General features: G+C 55.8%; 13 protein-coding genes. 9 read left to right on the top strand and 4 right to left on the bottom strand.

Features of this window, described 5'->3' with window-relative positions; genetic code table 11:
* Nucleotides 1–13: 13 nt before the first annotated feature.
* On the bottom strand, nt 14–1,558 hold the full coding sequence (gene malF / locus INF58_RS18665) for a maltose ABC transporter permease MalF (RefSeq protein ID WP_193528276.1): 1,545 nt from the start codon (nt 1,556–1,558) through the stop codon (nt 14–16).
* Between the two features lie 119 nt (nt 1,559–1,677).
* Nucleotides 1,678–2,868, bottom strand: a complete 1,191-nt coding sequence (gene malE, locus INF58_RS18660) for a maltose/maltodextrin ABC transporter substrate-binding protein MalE (protein WP_063865508.1) — start codon at nt 2,866–2,868, stop codon at nt 1,678–1,680.
* Between the two features lie 371 nt (nt 2,869–3,239).
* Here malE and malK point away from each other — a divergent pair, with 371 nt between their 5' ends.
* The 5 genes from malK (at nt 3,240) to ubiA (ending at nt 8,307) form a co-directional block, all read left to right on the top strand.
* Nucleotides 3,240–4,349 (top strand): maltose/maltodextrin ABC transporter ATP-binding protein MalK, encoded by a 1,110-nt coding sequence (gene malK / locus INF58_RS18655; RefSeq protein WP_063449869.1) that lies wholly within the window; start codon nt 3,240–3,242, stop codon nt 4,347–4,349.
* Nucleotides 4,350–4,391: 42 nt separating this feature from the next.
* Entirely contained in the window at nt 4,392–5,702 is a 1,311-nt protein-coding gene (locus INF58_RS18650) for a maltoporin (protein WP_026080558.1), read from the top strand.
* A gap of 114 nt (nt 5,703–5,816) precedes the next feature.
* The gene (malM, locus tag INF58_RS18645) at nt 5,817–6,755 is read left to right on the top strand and encodes a maltose operon protein MalM (protein WP_193528275.1); all 939 of its coding nucleotides are present in this window, start codon (nt 5,817–5,819) and stop codon (nt 6,753–6,755) included.
* A gap of 172 nt (nt 6,756–6,927) precedes the next feature.
* Complete coding sequence (gene ubiC / locus INF58_RS18640; protein ID WP_063449867.1) at nt 6,928–7,425, top strand: chorismate lyase; 498 nt, start codon at nt 6,928–6,930, stop codon at nt 7,423–7,425.
* A gap of 12 nt (nt 7,426–7,437) precedes the next feature.
* Entirely contained in the window at nt 7,438–8,307 is an 870-nt protein-coding gene (gene ubiA / locus INF58_RS18635; protein ID WP_064910185.1) for a 4-hydroxybenzoate octaprenyltransferase, read from the top strand.
* Nucleotides 8,308–8,396: 89 nt separating this feature from the next.
* On the opposite strand, the gene plsB is transcribed toward ubiA, so the two are convergent.
* Nucleotides 8,397–10,817 (bottom strand): glycerol-3-phosphate 1-O-acyltransferase PlsB, encoded by a 2,421-nt coding sequence (gene plsB, locus INF58_RS18630; protein ID WP_193528274.1) that lies wholly within the window; start codon nt 10,815–10,817, stop codon nt 8,397–8,399.
* A gap of 154 nt (nt 10,818–10,971) precedes the next feature.
* Here plsB and INF58_RS18625 point away from each other — a divergent pair, with 154 nt between their 5' ends.
* The 4 genes from INF58_RS18625 to INF58_RS18610 all read left to right on the top strand — a co-directional run bounded on the left by INF58_RS18625 (nt 10,972) and on the right by INF58_RS18610 (nt 13,787).
* The gene (locus INF58_RS18625) at nt 10,972–11,340 is read left to right on the top strand and encodes a diacylglycerol kinase (RefSeq protein ID WP_063449864.1); all 369 of its coding nucleotides are present in this window, start codon (nt 10,972–10,974) and stop codon (nt 11,338–11,340) included.
* 108 nt (nt 11,341–11,448) lie between these two features.
* The gene (gene lexA, locus INF58_RS18620) at nt 11,449–12,057 is read left to right on the top strand and encodes a transcriptional repressor LexA (protein ID WP_006810486.1); all 609 of its coding nucleotides are present in this window, start codon (nt 11,449–11,451) and stop codon (nt 12,055–12,057) included.
* A gap of 63 nt (nt 12,058–12,120) precedes the next feature.
* Nucleotides 12,121–13,458: an MATE family efflux transporter DinF gene (dinF, locus tag INF58_RS18615; protein WP_193032836.1), complete on the top strand. Its 1,338-nt coding sequence runs from the start codon at nt 12,121–12,123 to the stop codon at nt 13,456–13,458.
* 119 nt (nt 13,459–13,577) lie between these two features.
* Entirely contained in the window at nt 13,578–13,787 is a 210-nt protein-coding gene (locus tag INF58_RS18610; protein WP_003860314.1) for a CsbD family protein, read from the top strand.
* Nucleotides 13,788–13,833: 46 nt separating this feature from the next.
* Here the strand turns inward: INF58_RS18610 and zur are convergent, their stop codons facing one another.
* Nucleotides 13,834–14,346 carry a zinc uptake transcriptional repressor Zur gene (gene zur, locus INF58_RS18605; protein ID WP_006810484.1) on the bottom strand — a complete coding sequence of 171 codons (513 nt, stop codon included), beginning with the start codon at nt 14,344–14,346 and terminating at the stop codon, nt 13,834–13,836.
* Between the last annotated feature and the right edge of the window lie 73 nt (nt 14,347–14,419).

Here is a 14,419-nt window from a genome sequence, read left to right as displayed (position 1 = left end):
ATCGATGCCCTCCTTAGTCAAATTTCATACGTGTGGCTTTCAGGTTCACAATCGCCAGGGCGCCAACCAGCAGGAAGATCAGGGTGGCAATGGCCGCTGCCAGACCGAAATCCTGGCCGCCGCCGCCTTCAAAGGCGATACGGTAGGTGTAGCTCACGAGCAGGTCGGTATAGCCCGCCGGCGTGGTGGTGCCGAGACGGTCCGGGCCACCGTTGGTCAACAGCTGAATCAGCACGAAGTTGTTAAAGTTAAAGGCGAAGCTGGCGATCATCAGCGGCGTCAGCGGCTTAATGAGCAGCGGCAGCGTAATTTTAAAGAAGTTCTGGAACGGGCCCGCGCCGTCCATTGCCGAGGCTTCGTACAGGTCGTCCGGAATCGCCTTCAGCAGCCCCATGCACAGGATCATCATGTACGGATAACCCAGCCAGGTGTTGACGATGATAATCATCGAACGGGCGGTGGTCGGGTCGCTGAACCAGGCCGGTTTGATGCCGAACAGCGCGCTCAGCATCATGTTGATTTCACCGAAGCTCTGGTTAAACAGCCCTTTGAAAATCAGAATCGAGATAAACGACGGTACGGCGTACGGCAGAATCAGCAGCACGCGGTAAATCGCTTTCCCTTTCAGGGATTCCCACTGTACGAGGCAGGCCAGCACCATACCCACGGCAACGGTCAGGATCACGGTCAGGATGGAGAAGACTACCGTCCAGACGAAGATGGCGAAGAACGGCTTCTGGATGCCTTCGTCAGTAAACACGCGGGTAAAGTTATCCCAGCCGATGGTGACGGTATAGCCCGGGCTGAGCTTGTCGTCTCCCCAGTTGCCGTCGGCATTCACAGACTGATAAAAACCGATATCGTTGTTCGGACGATACTTCACGCCGCTCTGGTTGTTGGTCAGCGTGCCGTCATCCGCCAGGGTGTAAAGCGGCTGCGTACCGGAGAACTGGCGCAGCGAGCTCATGGTTACTTTGCTGTCATCGGGCAGCACGGCGGTGAGCTGCGTCAGCGCCTGGCGATTCTGGGTAATGATACGCAGGTTCGCGCGTTCGCCTTCCGGCAGGGCTTCGGCCTCTTTTAAGACCAGCTTTTGCTCGCCGCCAAATTTGAACGCGTCGGAAAGATAGTTTTTGCCGCTCTCACCGTCAGTGAGCGCTAACTTCCACTCATCTCCCTCAGGATACAGACCGAAGTTAAAGGTCTTACCGGCCTGATAAGAACGGTCCAGAAGCACCTGGGTGGCGCGCTCTTGCGCGAGCTGGTTGGTGCTGCTGTAGTTGGTAAAGGCAATGGCAATGGTGCAGATCAGCGGAAAGAGGACAAACAGCCCCATCCCGGCCACGCCAGGGTAGACATAGCGCCAGGCGTACGCTTTACGGTTGGCGAAAATATACAGGCCAACCGAGCTTAAAATCAGCGTCATGATGGCAAAAAGGTATTCCCCTTGCACGTACATTAAAACAACAAGGTAACCCACCAGCAGACACAGCAGACCTATCGCTGACCACTTCAGCGCGTCGCTTTGCCACCAGTGCTTCTTTTTAATGACATCCATGGGGTTCTTCCTCTACAACGGTGGAAACTTTTCGTCAGGTGGCGCTGCGCTTACCTGACCTACGGATCGTGCCGTAGTTGTAGGGCGGGCAGCGTACGCGCCACCCGCCGTTCTTCTGCTTACTTGGTAATACGACCCTGAGCATCTTTCAGCGCGGCATCAACAGTCTGGCGACCGCTGGCAGCATTGATGACGGCGGTACGGGTGGCGTACCAGAACGCGGCCATCTGTGGGATGTTCGGCATGATCTCGCCTTTCTGGGCGTTATCCATGGTGGCCGCAATGCGCGGATCTTTCGCTAACTGATCCTGGAAGGATTTCAGCGCCACGGCGCCCAGCGGTTTGTCCTTGTTCACATCACCCAGACCTTCATCGGTCAGCAGATAGTTTTCCAGGAACTCTTTCGCCAGCTCTTTGTTCGGGCTGGCGGCGTTGATACCCGCGCTCAGCACGCCAACGAACGGTTTAGACGGCTTGCCGTTGAAGGTGGGCAGCAGGGTCACGCCGTAGTTGATTTTGCTCTTGTCGATGTTGGTCCAGGCCCACGGACCGTTGATGGTCATCGCGGTTTCGCCTTTGTTGAACGCCGCTTCCGCGATGGAGTAGTCGGTATCCGCGTTCATGTGTTTGTTCTTGATCAGGTCAACCAGGAAGGTCAGGCCTGCTTTCGCGCCCGCGTTGTCTACGCCCACGTCCTTCACGTCATATTTGCCGTTTTCAAACTTGAACGCGTAGCCGCCGTCGGCAGCAATCAGCGGCCAGGTGAAGTACGGCTCTTGCAGGTTGAACATCAGGGCGGATTTACCTTTCGCCTTCAGCTCTTTATCCAGGGCAGGGATCTCTTCCCAGGTTTTCGGTGGGTTTGGCACCAGGTCTTTGTTGTAAATCAGTGACAGGGCTTCAACCGCGATTGGGTAAGCGATCAGCTTGCCGTTATAGCGCACGGCGTCCCAGGTGAACGGGAACAGTTTGTCCTGGAAGGCTTTATCTGGCGTGACTTCAGCCAGCAGGCCAGACTGCGCGTAGCCCCCGAAACGGTCATGCGCCCAGAAGATAATGTCCGGACCGTCGCCCGTGGCCGCAACCTGCGGGAACTTCTCTTCCAGCTTGTCCGGGTGCTCTACGGTCACTTTGATACCGGTGTCTTTCTCGAATTTTTTGCCCACTTCGGCCAGGCCGTTATAGCCCTTGTCGCCGTTAATCCAGATAACCAGCTTACCCTCTTCAATTTTGGCGAGAGCCGGTGCGGAAATCATCATTGCTGCGAGGGCGGACAATGCGAAAACGCGTGCGCCAGTCTTGATCTTCATATCTGCCATCCTTTATTGGTGATGTGCTCGTGGATACATAAGGTGGTTCAACGTGACTCAGTCTCCTTATTTGACATCCTCTTTCCATCCTCCCAGTCCCTACGCCCCACCCCCCGTTTGTGTGATCCCTGTAACATAAATTTAAGTTATGAGTGCTGGCGCACATAAAAACCCACTGAATTTTGCAGGCCGCTTCACGATTTTCGCCTCAGCCCCTCCGCTGCGGTCGCAGAGCCTGCTCTCTCATCCTCCCGCCTCCTCCCCCACAAAAAAGCCGGGGGGTGGAGGATTCACGAAAGTAATGGAACACGCATAGTGAACTTATCTTGAATGTTTCTGTCGGTGACAGGTTGTAACGAAGGGAGAAGGGCATGGCGAGCGTACAGCTGCGTAATGTAACGAAAGCCTGGGGCGACGTAGTGGTGTCAAAAGACATCAATCTGGACATCCACGAAGGTGAGTTTGTGGTGTTCGTGGGTCCATCAGGCTGTGGTAAATCGACTCTGCTGCGTATGATTGCCGGTCTTGAAACCATCACCAGTGGCGATCTGTTTATTGGTGATACCCGAATGAACGACATCCCGCCTGCCGAACGTGGCGTAGGCATGGTGTTCCAGTCTTATGCGCTTTATCCGCATCTTTCCGTTGCCGAGAACATGTCCTTTGGCCTGAAGCTGGCCGGCGCGAAAAAAGAGATTATTAACCAGCGCGTCACTCAGGTGGCGGAAGTGCTCCAGCTGGCCCATCTGCTGGAGCGTAAGCCGAAAGCGCTTTCCGGCGGTCAGCGTCAGCGCGTGGCGATTGGCCGTACGCTGGTGGCCGAGCCGCGCGTCTTCCTGCTCGATGAACCTCTCTCTAACCTGGATGCTGCCCTGCGCGTCCAGATGCGTATCGAAATCTCCCGTCTGCACAAGCGCCTTGGCCGCACGATGATTTACGTCACCCACGATCAGGTCGAAGCGATGACGCTGGCCGACAAAATCGTGGTGCTGGACGCCGGTCGCGTGGCGCAGGTGGGTAAACCGCTGGAGCTGTATCACTACCCGGCAGACCGCTTTGTAGCGGGCTTCATTGGCTCGCCAAAGATGAACTTCCTGCCCGTCAAAGTGACCGCGACGGCGATTGAACAGGTACAGGTGGAGCTGCCAAACCGTCAGCAGGTCTGGCTGCCGGTCGACAGCGCCAACGTACAGGTGGGGGCCAATATGTCCCTCGGTATCCGTCCTGAGCATCTACTGCCAAGCCACATTGCGGATGTGACGCTGGAAGGTGAAGTTCAGGTCGTCGAACAGCTTGGTCACGAAACACAGATTCATATCCAGATCCCCGCCATCCGTCAGAATCTGGTCTACCGCCAGAATGACGTGGTGTTGGTAGAAGAGGGTGCCACATTCGCTATCGGTTTGCCGCCAGAGCGTTGCCATCTGTTCCGTGAGGATGGCACAGCATGTCGTCGGCTGCACAAAGAGCCAGGCGTTTAAGCATTCCAATTACAAAGAAAAGCAATGATCTCAGGAGATAGAATAATGATTACTCTGCGCAAAGTCCCTCTGGCTGTCGCCATTGCGGCAGGCATCCTGTCTGCCCAGGCGGGCGCCGTAGACTTTAAAGGTTATGCTCGTTCCGGCATCGGCTGGACCGGAAGTGGCGGTGAACAACAATGTTTCCAGGCAACAGGTGCACAAAGTAAATACCGTCTCGGTAACGAATGTGAAACCTACGCCGAGCTGAAGCTGGGCCAGGAAGTGTGGAAAGAAGGCGACAAGAGCTTCTATTTCGACACCAACGTAGCGTACTCCGTTTCTCAGCAGAACGACTGGGAATCCACCAGCCCGGCCTTCCGTGAAGCTAACGTGCAGGGTAAAAACCTGATTGAATGGCTGCCAGGCTCTACCATCTGGGCCGGTAAGCGCTTCTATCAGCGTCATGACGTACACATGATCGACTTCTACTACTGGGATATCTCTGGTCCTGGTGCCGGTATTGAAAACATCGATCTGGGCTTTGGTAAGCTCTCTCTGGCCGCCACCCGTTCTTCTGAGTCCGGCGGTTCTGCAACCTTCGCCGATCGTGACGCGAACGGTGACCGTATTTATGACAACGTGGTACCAAACGACGTCTTCGACGTTCGCTTAGCCGGTCTGGAGACCAACCCGGGCGGTACGCTGGAGCTGGGCGTTGACTACGGTCACACCAACATTCCTGACGACTACTATCTGCAACCTGGCGCCTCTAAAGATGGCTGGCTGTTCACCGCTGAACACACCCAGAGCATGATGAAAGGCTTCAACAAGTTCGTGCTGCAATACGGTACGGACTCCATGACCTCTAACGGTAAAGGTATTCCGCAGGGCGGCAGCATCGATAACGACGGCTCTATGTGGCGCGTGCTGGACCACGGTGCAATCACCCTGGCAGACCGTTGGGACCTGATGTATGTCGGTATGTACCAGAACATCGATCGTGATAACAACAACGGTACCGAGTGGTGGACCGTGGGCGTTCGTCCAATGTTCAAATGGACGCCGATCATGAGCACCCTGCTGGAAGTGGGCTACGACAACGTTAAGTCTCAGAAAACTGACGACAAAAACAGCCAGTACAAAATCACCCTGGCGCAGCAGTGGCAGGCAGGCGACAGCATTTGGTCCCGTCCGGCTATCCGCGTCTTCGCAACCTACGCGAAGTGGGATGAGAAATGGGGCTACGCGAACAACGACTCAGGTGCAGGTTACACCTCTGGCGTAGCGTATAGCGACACGTCCGCGAAAACCTTCAGCCGTGGCGACAACGATGAGTGGACCTTCGGCGCCCAGATGGAAATCTGGTGGTAATTCGTCAAGCCTGACGTAATAACCTGAAAAGAGGGGCGTAAGCCCCTCTCTCCTTAGGGTGCTGCGCGCTATTGCCTGGCCACCGCAGCGCTCACGCTATCAGAGGTAATAACAATGAAAATGAAGAAAAGTCTCGTCGCGCTGTGCCTCTCTGCGGGGCTGCTGGCCTGTGCGCCTGCGGTCACCTTTGCAGATGTGAATTTTGTTCCTCAAAATACCAGCGCTGCGCCAGCGATTCCGGCGGCGGCGCTTCAGCAGCTGGTGTGGACACCAGTCGATCAATCTAAAACGCAAACCACTCAGCTTGCTGCGGGCGGCCAGTCGCTGAACGTTCCCGGCATCAGCGGCCCGGTTGCGGCGTTCAGCGTGCCCGCTAACATCGGCGAGCTGACCCTGACGTTGACCAGCGAAGTGAATAAACAGACCAGCGTCTTTGCGCCTAATGTGCTGATCCTCGATCAGAACATGACGCCATCGGCCTTCTTCCCGAGCACCTACTTTAGCTATCAGGAGCCGGGCGTAATGAGCGCTGATCGGCTGGAAGGCGTTATGCGCCTGACGCCAGCCCTGGGCCAGCAGAAGATTTACGTTCTGGTGTTTACAACCGAAAAAGATTTGCAGCAAACCACGAAGCTGGTCGATCCGGCAAAAGCCTATGCGAAAGGTACCGGTAACGCCGTCCCGGATATTCCGGACCCGCATGCCCGTCATACCACCGATGGCCTGATTAAGCTGAAAGTCTCTACCAACAGCGCCTCCAGCGTACTCGTAGGGCCGCTGTTTGGCTCATCTGGCCCGGGCCCGGTAACGGTGGGCAATACTGCCGCGCCTGTTTATGCCGCACCAGCCGCAGCGCCTGCCGTAGCCCCGGCTCCGACGAAAAAAGCCGAGCCGGTGCTTAACGATACTGAAACGTACTTTAACAACGCCATCAAGCAGGCGGTCAAAAACGGCGATGTCGACAAAGCGCTGAAGCTGCTTGATGAAGCCGAGCGTTTAGGTTCAACCACTGCCCGTTCCACCTTTATCAGCAGTGTAAAAGGCAAGGGGTAACCGTCTCCCCACAGTGCTGATTTTGTCAGTAGTTTAGTGCGCCTTAACGGGCGCACTTTTTTTGGCTTAGTTGCATCATTGTTGCGATAGTGATCGCTAAATTTGGTTTGCTCGTCCTCATTTCGCCAATCTGCGATACAATGCCTTTACGTTATGTATCGGAGAGTCTGGCATGTCACACCCCGCGCTAACGCAGCTGCGTGCGCTACGCTATTTCGACCAAATACCCGCGCTTGACCCGGAGCAGCTTGACTGGCTGCTGCTGGAAGATTCCATGACAAAACGTTTTGAGCAACAGGGTAAAACGGTCACGGTGACGATGATCCAGGAAGGATTTGTCTCGCCTGAGGAGATTGCCAGCGAGTTGCCGCTCCTGCCGCAAGAAGAACGCTACTGGCTGCGTGAAATTTTACTGTGTGCGGATGGCGAGCCGTGGCTTGCCGGGCGAACGGTGGTTCCCGAGTCTACACTTTCCGGGCCGGAGCTGGCACTGCAACGCCTCGGCAAAACGCCGCTTGGGCGTTATCTGTTCACCTCGTCTGAACTGACCCGTGATTTTATTGAAATTGGTTGCGATGCCGATTTATGGGGGCGCCGTTCCCGCCTTCGTTTGAGTGGCAAGCCGTTAATACTGACGGAACTCTTTTTGCCTGCATCGCCGTTGTACTAAGAGGGAGAGAAAATGGAGTGGAGTCTGACGCAGAATAAGCTGCTGGCCTATCACCGCTTAATGCGTACCGATAAACCGATTGGCGCGCTGCTGCTGCTGTGGCCGACCTTATGGGCGCTGTGGGTTGCCACGCCGGGCATCCCGCCGCTGTGGATCCTGGCGGTGTTTGTGGCGGGCGTCTGGCTGATGCGCGCTGCGGGCTGCGTGGTAAACGACTATGCTGACCGAAAATTTGATGGGCATGTTAAGCGCACCGCGAACCGTCCTCTGCCGAGCGGTCAGGTGACCGGGAAAGAGGCGCGCATCCTGTTTGTCGTGCTGGTGCTTCTCTCTTTCATGCTGGTGTTAACGCTTAACACCATGACTATTCTGCTGTCCGTTGCGGCTCTGGCGTTGGCCTGGGTCTACCCGTTTATGAAGCGATACACCCATCTGCCGCAGGTGGTATTGGGTGCGGCATTTGGCTGGTCGATCCCCATGGCATTTGCTGCGGTCAGCGAGTCTGTTCCGCTCAGCTGCTGGCTGATGTTCCTGGCAAATATTCTGTGGGCCGTTGCGTACGACACCCAGTACGCGATGGTCGATCGCGATGACGATCTCAAGATCGGCGTTAAATCGACGGCGATCCTGTTTGGCCGTCACGACAAACTGATCATCGGCATATTGCAGGTGGCGGTGCTGGCGCTGATGGTGGCGATTGGTCGCCTGAACGGGCTGAACTGGGAGTTTTACTGGTCCGTGCTGGTGGCGGGGCTGCTGTTTGCATATCAGCAGAAGCTGATCGTGAAGCGCGAGCGTGAAGCCTGCTTTAAAGCGTTTCTGAATAACAACTACGTCGGGCTGGTGCTGTTTATGGGGCTGGCGATGAGTTACTGGTCATAAAAAAGCCGGGTGGCGGCTTCGCCTTACCCGGCCTACGATTTAGCAGAACATGTAGGCCGGGTAAGCGTTAGCGCCACCCGGCTTTAACATCATTCGCCCTGCGTCGAACTCTCAATCGTCAGACGCACATCCGAGGTAATCAGCTCTGCCAGCATCTGGTAAACCTTTATCGTCTCTTCCGGCTCGGCATCGCCCGTATCGCTAATATACCCTTCGTCGCGCAGCGTCAGCACCAGGGAGCTGAATACCGCTTTGTCGAAGAATTCCGGGGCGTTAATGCCGTGCAGAACGGAAAGGCGCTGAGCCAGCGTCCGGCTCTCTTTTTCCAGCGTACCGCGGTTGATTGACGGATTTGCACTCAACAACCAGAAGGTGATGGCGTAGCGCTGCAACGTCTCACGCGCGCCGGATGCCAGTAGCTGCAAGGTACGAGAGCGTGACGGATTGATATGCAGTTCATCATCACTGATGGTAATCAGCCCCTGACGATGCATTTCTGCGGTCATTTTATCGAGCTCTGCCGCCAGCTCATCTTCACTCCAGCGCAGGAACAGCTCCGCTTTCAGCATTGGATAGATGGTCTGGATATGGCGCAGCAACTCCTGACGCGAAATGCGGCGGTGCTGGGTAATGATGGCTGCCATCAGCGACGGCAACATCAGCATATGCGTGATGTTGTTACGGTAGTAGGTCATCAGCACGGCCTGCTCGCGCGGCAGAATGATGATGTCACCGATGGTATCTTTCTCCACTTCGAACTTGTTCATCTGCAACGCGTGATCGATAAGCTCGCTGGCGGTAGCAGACGGCACGGTCGAATCCACGGAGTACGGCACGTTACGCATGATGTCGAGGTAGCAATCAATCTGCTCGGTCAGCTGCTCGCGGGTCAGTGAACGCTGGCGAGAAGCCAGAAGCGCGGTACAGCACAGGTTCATGGCATTCGCCGCACCGGCATTATTGATGCGTACCATCAGTTCGGATGCGATGCCGTTGACCGTCGGCGTCAGCCAGGCCGGACGCACCGCTTCGATAGGATCGATAGATTCGCGCCACTCCGGAACATGATGGTTCAGATACGTCATCAGCGGCAGGGGCTCGCCAAAGTTCACGTAGCCCTGACCGAGGTTGCGCAATTTGCTCAGCCCACGCAGCATCTGCGGCAGACTCTCTTTCTCTTTGGTCGCACCGCGCAGCTCTTTCGCATAGGTACCCACTTCCATCACGTGTTCATAGCCGATGTAGATAGGCACCAGCGTGATAGGACGCGTACCGCCGCGCAGCATCGCCTGAATGGTCATCGACAGCGTGCCGGTCTTCGGATCGAGCAGGCGGCCCGTACGGGAGCGCCCGCCCTCCACGAAGTACTCAACGGAATAGCCGCGGCTGAACAGCTCGCCAAGGTATTCACGGAACACGGTGGAGTAGAGCTTGTTGCCCTTGAAGGTACGACGAATGAAGAACGCCCCCAGACGGCGGAAAATCGGGCCTGCTGGCCAGAAGTTCAGGTTGATACCGGCGGCAATGTGTGGCGGCACCAGCCCCTGGTGATAGAGCACGTAAGAGAGCAGCAGGTAGTCCATGTGGCTGCGGTGGCAGGGCACGTAGACAATCTCGTGGCCGTCGTGCGCGAGCTGACGCACGCGCTCGGCGTTGTGGACGTTAATCCCCTGGTAGAGGCGGTTCCACGTGAAGCCGAGGATACGGTCTGAGAGACGAATCATCTCGTAGGAGAAGTTCGCGGCGATCTCTTCCATCAGCGCGATCGCGTTCTGCTGCGCTTTCTCGTGTGAAATTTTCTTGCTGCGCGCTTCGTCTTCTACGGCACGGGCAATCGCTTTGGAAGCGAGCAGCTTGTTGAACAGATCCTGACGCGCCGGGAGACGTGGCCCAACGGCCGCCAGACGCTGACGTGCAAAGTGCATACGCGCAACGCGCGCCAGCTTTTGCGCAATGATCTTATCGGTGCCGTGTTCATCCGCCATGCGGCGCAGTGAAACGGAAGGCGAGAAGCGGACAAAGCTGTCGCGTCCCAGCCATGAGACGGCGAAGAACTTCTGAATGCCGTTGAGCATACGCAGCGGCGGGTTCTCTTCCCCTTTTTCGCGCCCCGGACGACGACCAAACATCACCGACACCGGCACCATCTGTACGTCCAGATCGGGGTTGCTGCGGTGCAGATCGAGGTAATCATGGAACAGCTTGATGGACTCTTCTTTCGGCGTGTAATAGGTGAACACGCGCGGCCCGCCATGGATGAACACGTAGCGCGGCAGCAGCGTACCGTCGACTTCCAGGGGGTCAAGCGGGTCAGGTAAATCGTGCGCCAGACACTGAGCGCGAAGCGTAAGCAGGTCTGCCTTCGAGTTATAAGGCAAAACGTACATAATAGGGCGTGACGTATCGAGCCCTAATTCCAGCGCGGGTTCTGCTGGGATAGACTTACTTTTTACCAGTACGCTTAATGGTAAATTAAGTAATTTGTAGTAAATTCGTGGCCAGCCGGACATAAACGATGTAAAGCCTCTGGTTAATAATGCAATTGCGGCGCAAGGATAACAGAAAGCGCGCAAAATTTCTGTTGTTACCCGTCATACTTCAGGTTGCAGCAAAACGCGCTGAAGCTTTAGTTACTGACGCTATTTCTCATAAAAGGTTCTTTAGATGGCCAATAATACCACTGGGTTAACCCGAATCATTAAAGCTGCCGGTTATTCATGGAAAGGCTTTCGCGCCGCATGGGTTAATGAAGCCGCCTTCCGCCAGGAAGCGGTTGCCGCGATCGTTGCAGTTATCATCGCCTGCTTCCTTGATGTTGATGCTATCACCCGCGTGCTTCTCATCGGTTCTGTCCTTCTGGTGATGATAGTGGAAATTCTTAATAGCGCTATTGAGGCCGTTGTTGACCGGATAGGGTCGGAATTCCATGAACTGTCTGGCCGGGCGAAAGACATGGGTTCCGCTGCCGTACTGCTGTCGATTATCACCGCGGCGATCACCTGGGTCACGCTGCTTTGGTCACATTTCCGATGAGCCTCGAGGAATAATTAAGTCCCTGGTTTTTTGTGCAGTTTTTGGTTCCAAAATCGCCTTTGACTGTATATACTCACAGCATAACTGTATATACACCCAGGGGGCGGTATGAAAGCGTTAACGACCAGGCAGCAAGAGGTGTTTGATCTCATTCGGGATCATATCGGCCAGACGGGTATGCCACCCACGCGTGCAGAAATTGCACAGCGTCTGGGCTTCCGTTCTCCTAATGCTGCCGAAGAGCACCTTAAAGCACTGGCGCGTAAGGGCGTGATTGAGATTGTTTCCGGTGCCTCACGCGGTATTCGTCTGCTGGTGGAAGAAGAGACCGGTATTCCGCTGGTGGGCCGCGTCGCCGCAGGTGAACCCCTGCTGGCACAGCAGCATATTGAAGGGCACTATCAGGTTGACCCAGGCATGTTCAAGCCGAGCGCCGATTTCCTGCTGCGCGTTAGCGGAATGTCCATGAAAGATATCGGTATTCTGGATGGCGATCTGCTTGCGGTACACAAAACGCAGGACGTGCGTAACGGGCAAGTCGTGGTAGCGCGCATTGATGATGAAGTGACGGTTAAGCGCCTGAAAAAACAAGGTAATACCGTTCAGCTTCTGCCAGAAAACAACGAATTCTCCCCAATTGTGGTGGATCTCCGCGAGCAGAGCTTCTCCATTGAAGGCCTGGCGGTAGGCGTTATCCGCAACGGTGAATGGCTGTAATCTCTTCCTGACAGGCTGTAGCTCCTCTACAGCCTGGCCTATTTTCTGATTCCGGTAATTTCCATGGCATTGCTAACTTCTGCCGATAAGGCGTTGTGGCGTCTTGCGCTACCGATGATTTTTTCCAATATTACCGTTCCCCTGCTGGGGCTGGTGGATACGGCGGTAATCGGGCATCTGGATTCGCCGATTTATCTGGGCGGCGTCGCGATCGGCGCAACGGCGACCAGCTTCCTCTTTATGCTGCTGCTCTTTTTGCGCATGAGTACAACAGGCCTGACGGCCCAGGCGTATGGTGCAAAAGATCCCCTGCGTCTGGCGCGTGCGCTGGTTCAGCCGCTCATGCTGGCGTTCGGTGCCGGCGCGTTAATCGTCCTGTTGCGTACGCCGCTCATTGATCTGGCGCTCCATATTGTGGGCGGCAGTGATGCCGTGCTGGAGCAGGCCCGGCGCTTCCTCGAAATTCGCTGGCTCAGCGCGCCCGCTTCCCTGGCAAACCTGGTCCTCCTGGGCTGGTTACTGGGCGTGCAGTACGCCCGCGCGCCGGTGATCCTGCTGGTGGTGGGCAACCTGCTTAACATTGTGCTCGATCTCTGGCTGGTAATGGGACTGCACATGAACGTTCGCGGCGCGGCGCTGGCCACGGCGATTGCTGAGTACGGTACGCTGCTGATCGGTTTGTGGATGGTCTGGCGCGTGCTGACGATGCGCGGCATCACCCTCGATCTTCTGAAAACGGCCTGGCGCGGCAATATGCGTAAGCTGCTGGCGCTTAATCGCGACATCATGCTGCGCTCGCTCCTGCTGCAACTCTGCTTTGGTGCGTTAACCGTTTTTGGTGCGCGGCTTGGGCCAGAAATCGTCGCGGTCAACGCAGTGCTCATGACCTTACTGACCTTTACCGCTTACGCGCTGGATGGTTTTGCTTACGCCGTGGAGGCGCATTCCGGGCAGGCGTACGGCGCGCGTGAAAGCGGCCAGCTACGCGAAGTGTGGCGGGCCGCCTGCCGTCAGGCGGGTCTGGTGGCGCTGATCTTTGCCCTGGTTTACGCCTGTTTTGGTGGGCATATTGTCGCGCTACTTACCTCGCTGCCCGCGCTTCAGGCGCTTGCCGATCGCTACATCCTCTGGCAGGTGGTATTACCGGTGGTGGGCGTGTGGTGCTATCTGCTGGACGGCATGTTTATTGGTGCCACGCGAGGGGCGGAGATGCGCAACAGCATGGCCGTCGCGGCGGCGGGCTTCGGCCTTACGCTGCTAACCGTGCCGTATCTTGGCAATCATGGCCTGTGGCTGGCGCTGGCGGTTTTTCTCTCATTGCGTGGCCTTTCGCTGGCCGTTATCTGGCATCGTCACTGGCGAAACAATACCTGGTTTCCTGCCCGACCTGATATGTCGTAGCGGTTAAAGATTCCGAATATAAAAATAACTTCCGAATCCTTAACTACAATAATAATCAAGTCCAGCAGAAAAGAACGAAGCGGACGATACTCATAGACGCTTAACACGAGGACACGATTATGAATAAAGACGAAATCGGCGGCAACTGGAAGCAATTCAAAGGTAAAGCGAAAGAACAGTGGGGTAAGCTGACAGATGACGATATGACCGTCATTGAAGGTAAGCGCGATCAGCTGGTAGGTAAAATCCAGGAGCGCTACGGTTACGAAAAAGATCAGGCGGAAAACGAAGTCAAAGACTGGGAAACCCGTAACGACTACCGCTGGTAACCGACACTATCCCCAAGGGCGGCCATGAGCCGCCTTTTCTTTGGCCTTAACGCGGCTTTTTCTTCACCAGAATCGAGTGATCGTGCTGACAGGCATCCTGATGGCGGCATGACTCCACCTCTACGCAGGCAGAACATAAACCGTGTGCTTCGATTACGTTATGGCGCAGGGCAAAGCCCATTCTGGCCGCCAGCGTATGCATAATATCTTCCACCCCTTCCGCACACTCCTCCTTCACCACGCCACAGCGATCGCAGATAAACATGGCGGACGTGTGGGTCGGCTGGTCAAAAAGATGGCACAGCACATAGCTGTTTGTTGACTCCACCTTATGCACAAACCCTTGTTCCAGCAGAAAATCCAGCGCCCGATAGACGGTTGGCGGTTTTGCCTGCGGCTCGCTTTCACGTAACAGGTCGAGCAGATCGTAGGCGCTGATGGCACCCTGTTGCAGGCTCATCAGACGCAGGACCTCAAGGCGCTGTGGGGTCAGGCGCACATTGCGTTGCGCGCACAGCTTTTCAGCTTGCGCTAACAGCTCTTTTGTGGACTTGTCCATCGGGCACCTCGGATGTGATAAGGGTTCAAACCCTCACTTTATCATGTTCTGGTAAAAACACCGAGATCCGCCA

Origin of the sequence: Enterobacter cloacae complex sp. P24RS, from assembly GCF_014982165.1 — a bacterium.
Classification (GTDB): domain Bacteria; phylum Pseudomonadota; class Gammaproteobacteria; order Enterobacterales; family Enterobacteriaceae; genus Enterobacter; species Enterobacter quasihormaechei.
This window is presented reverse-complemented; position numbering and strand designations above follow the sequence as displayed.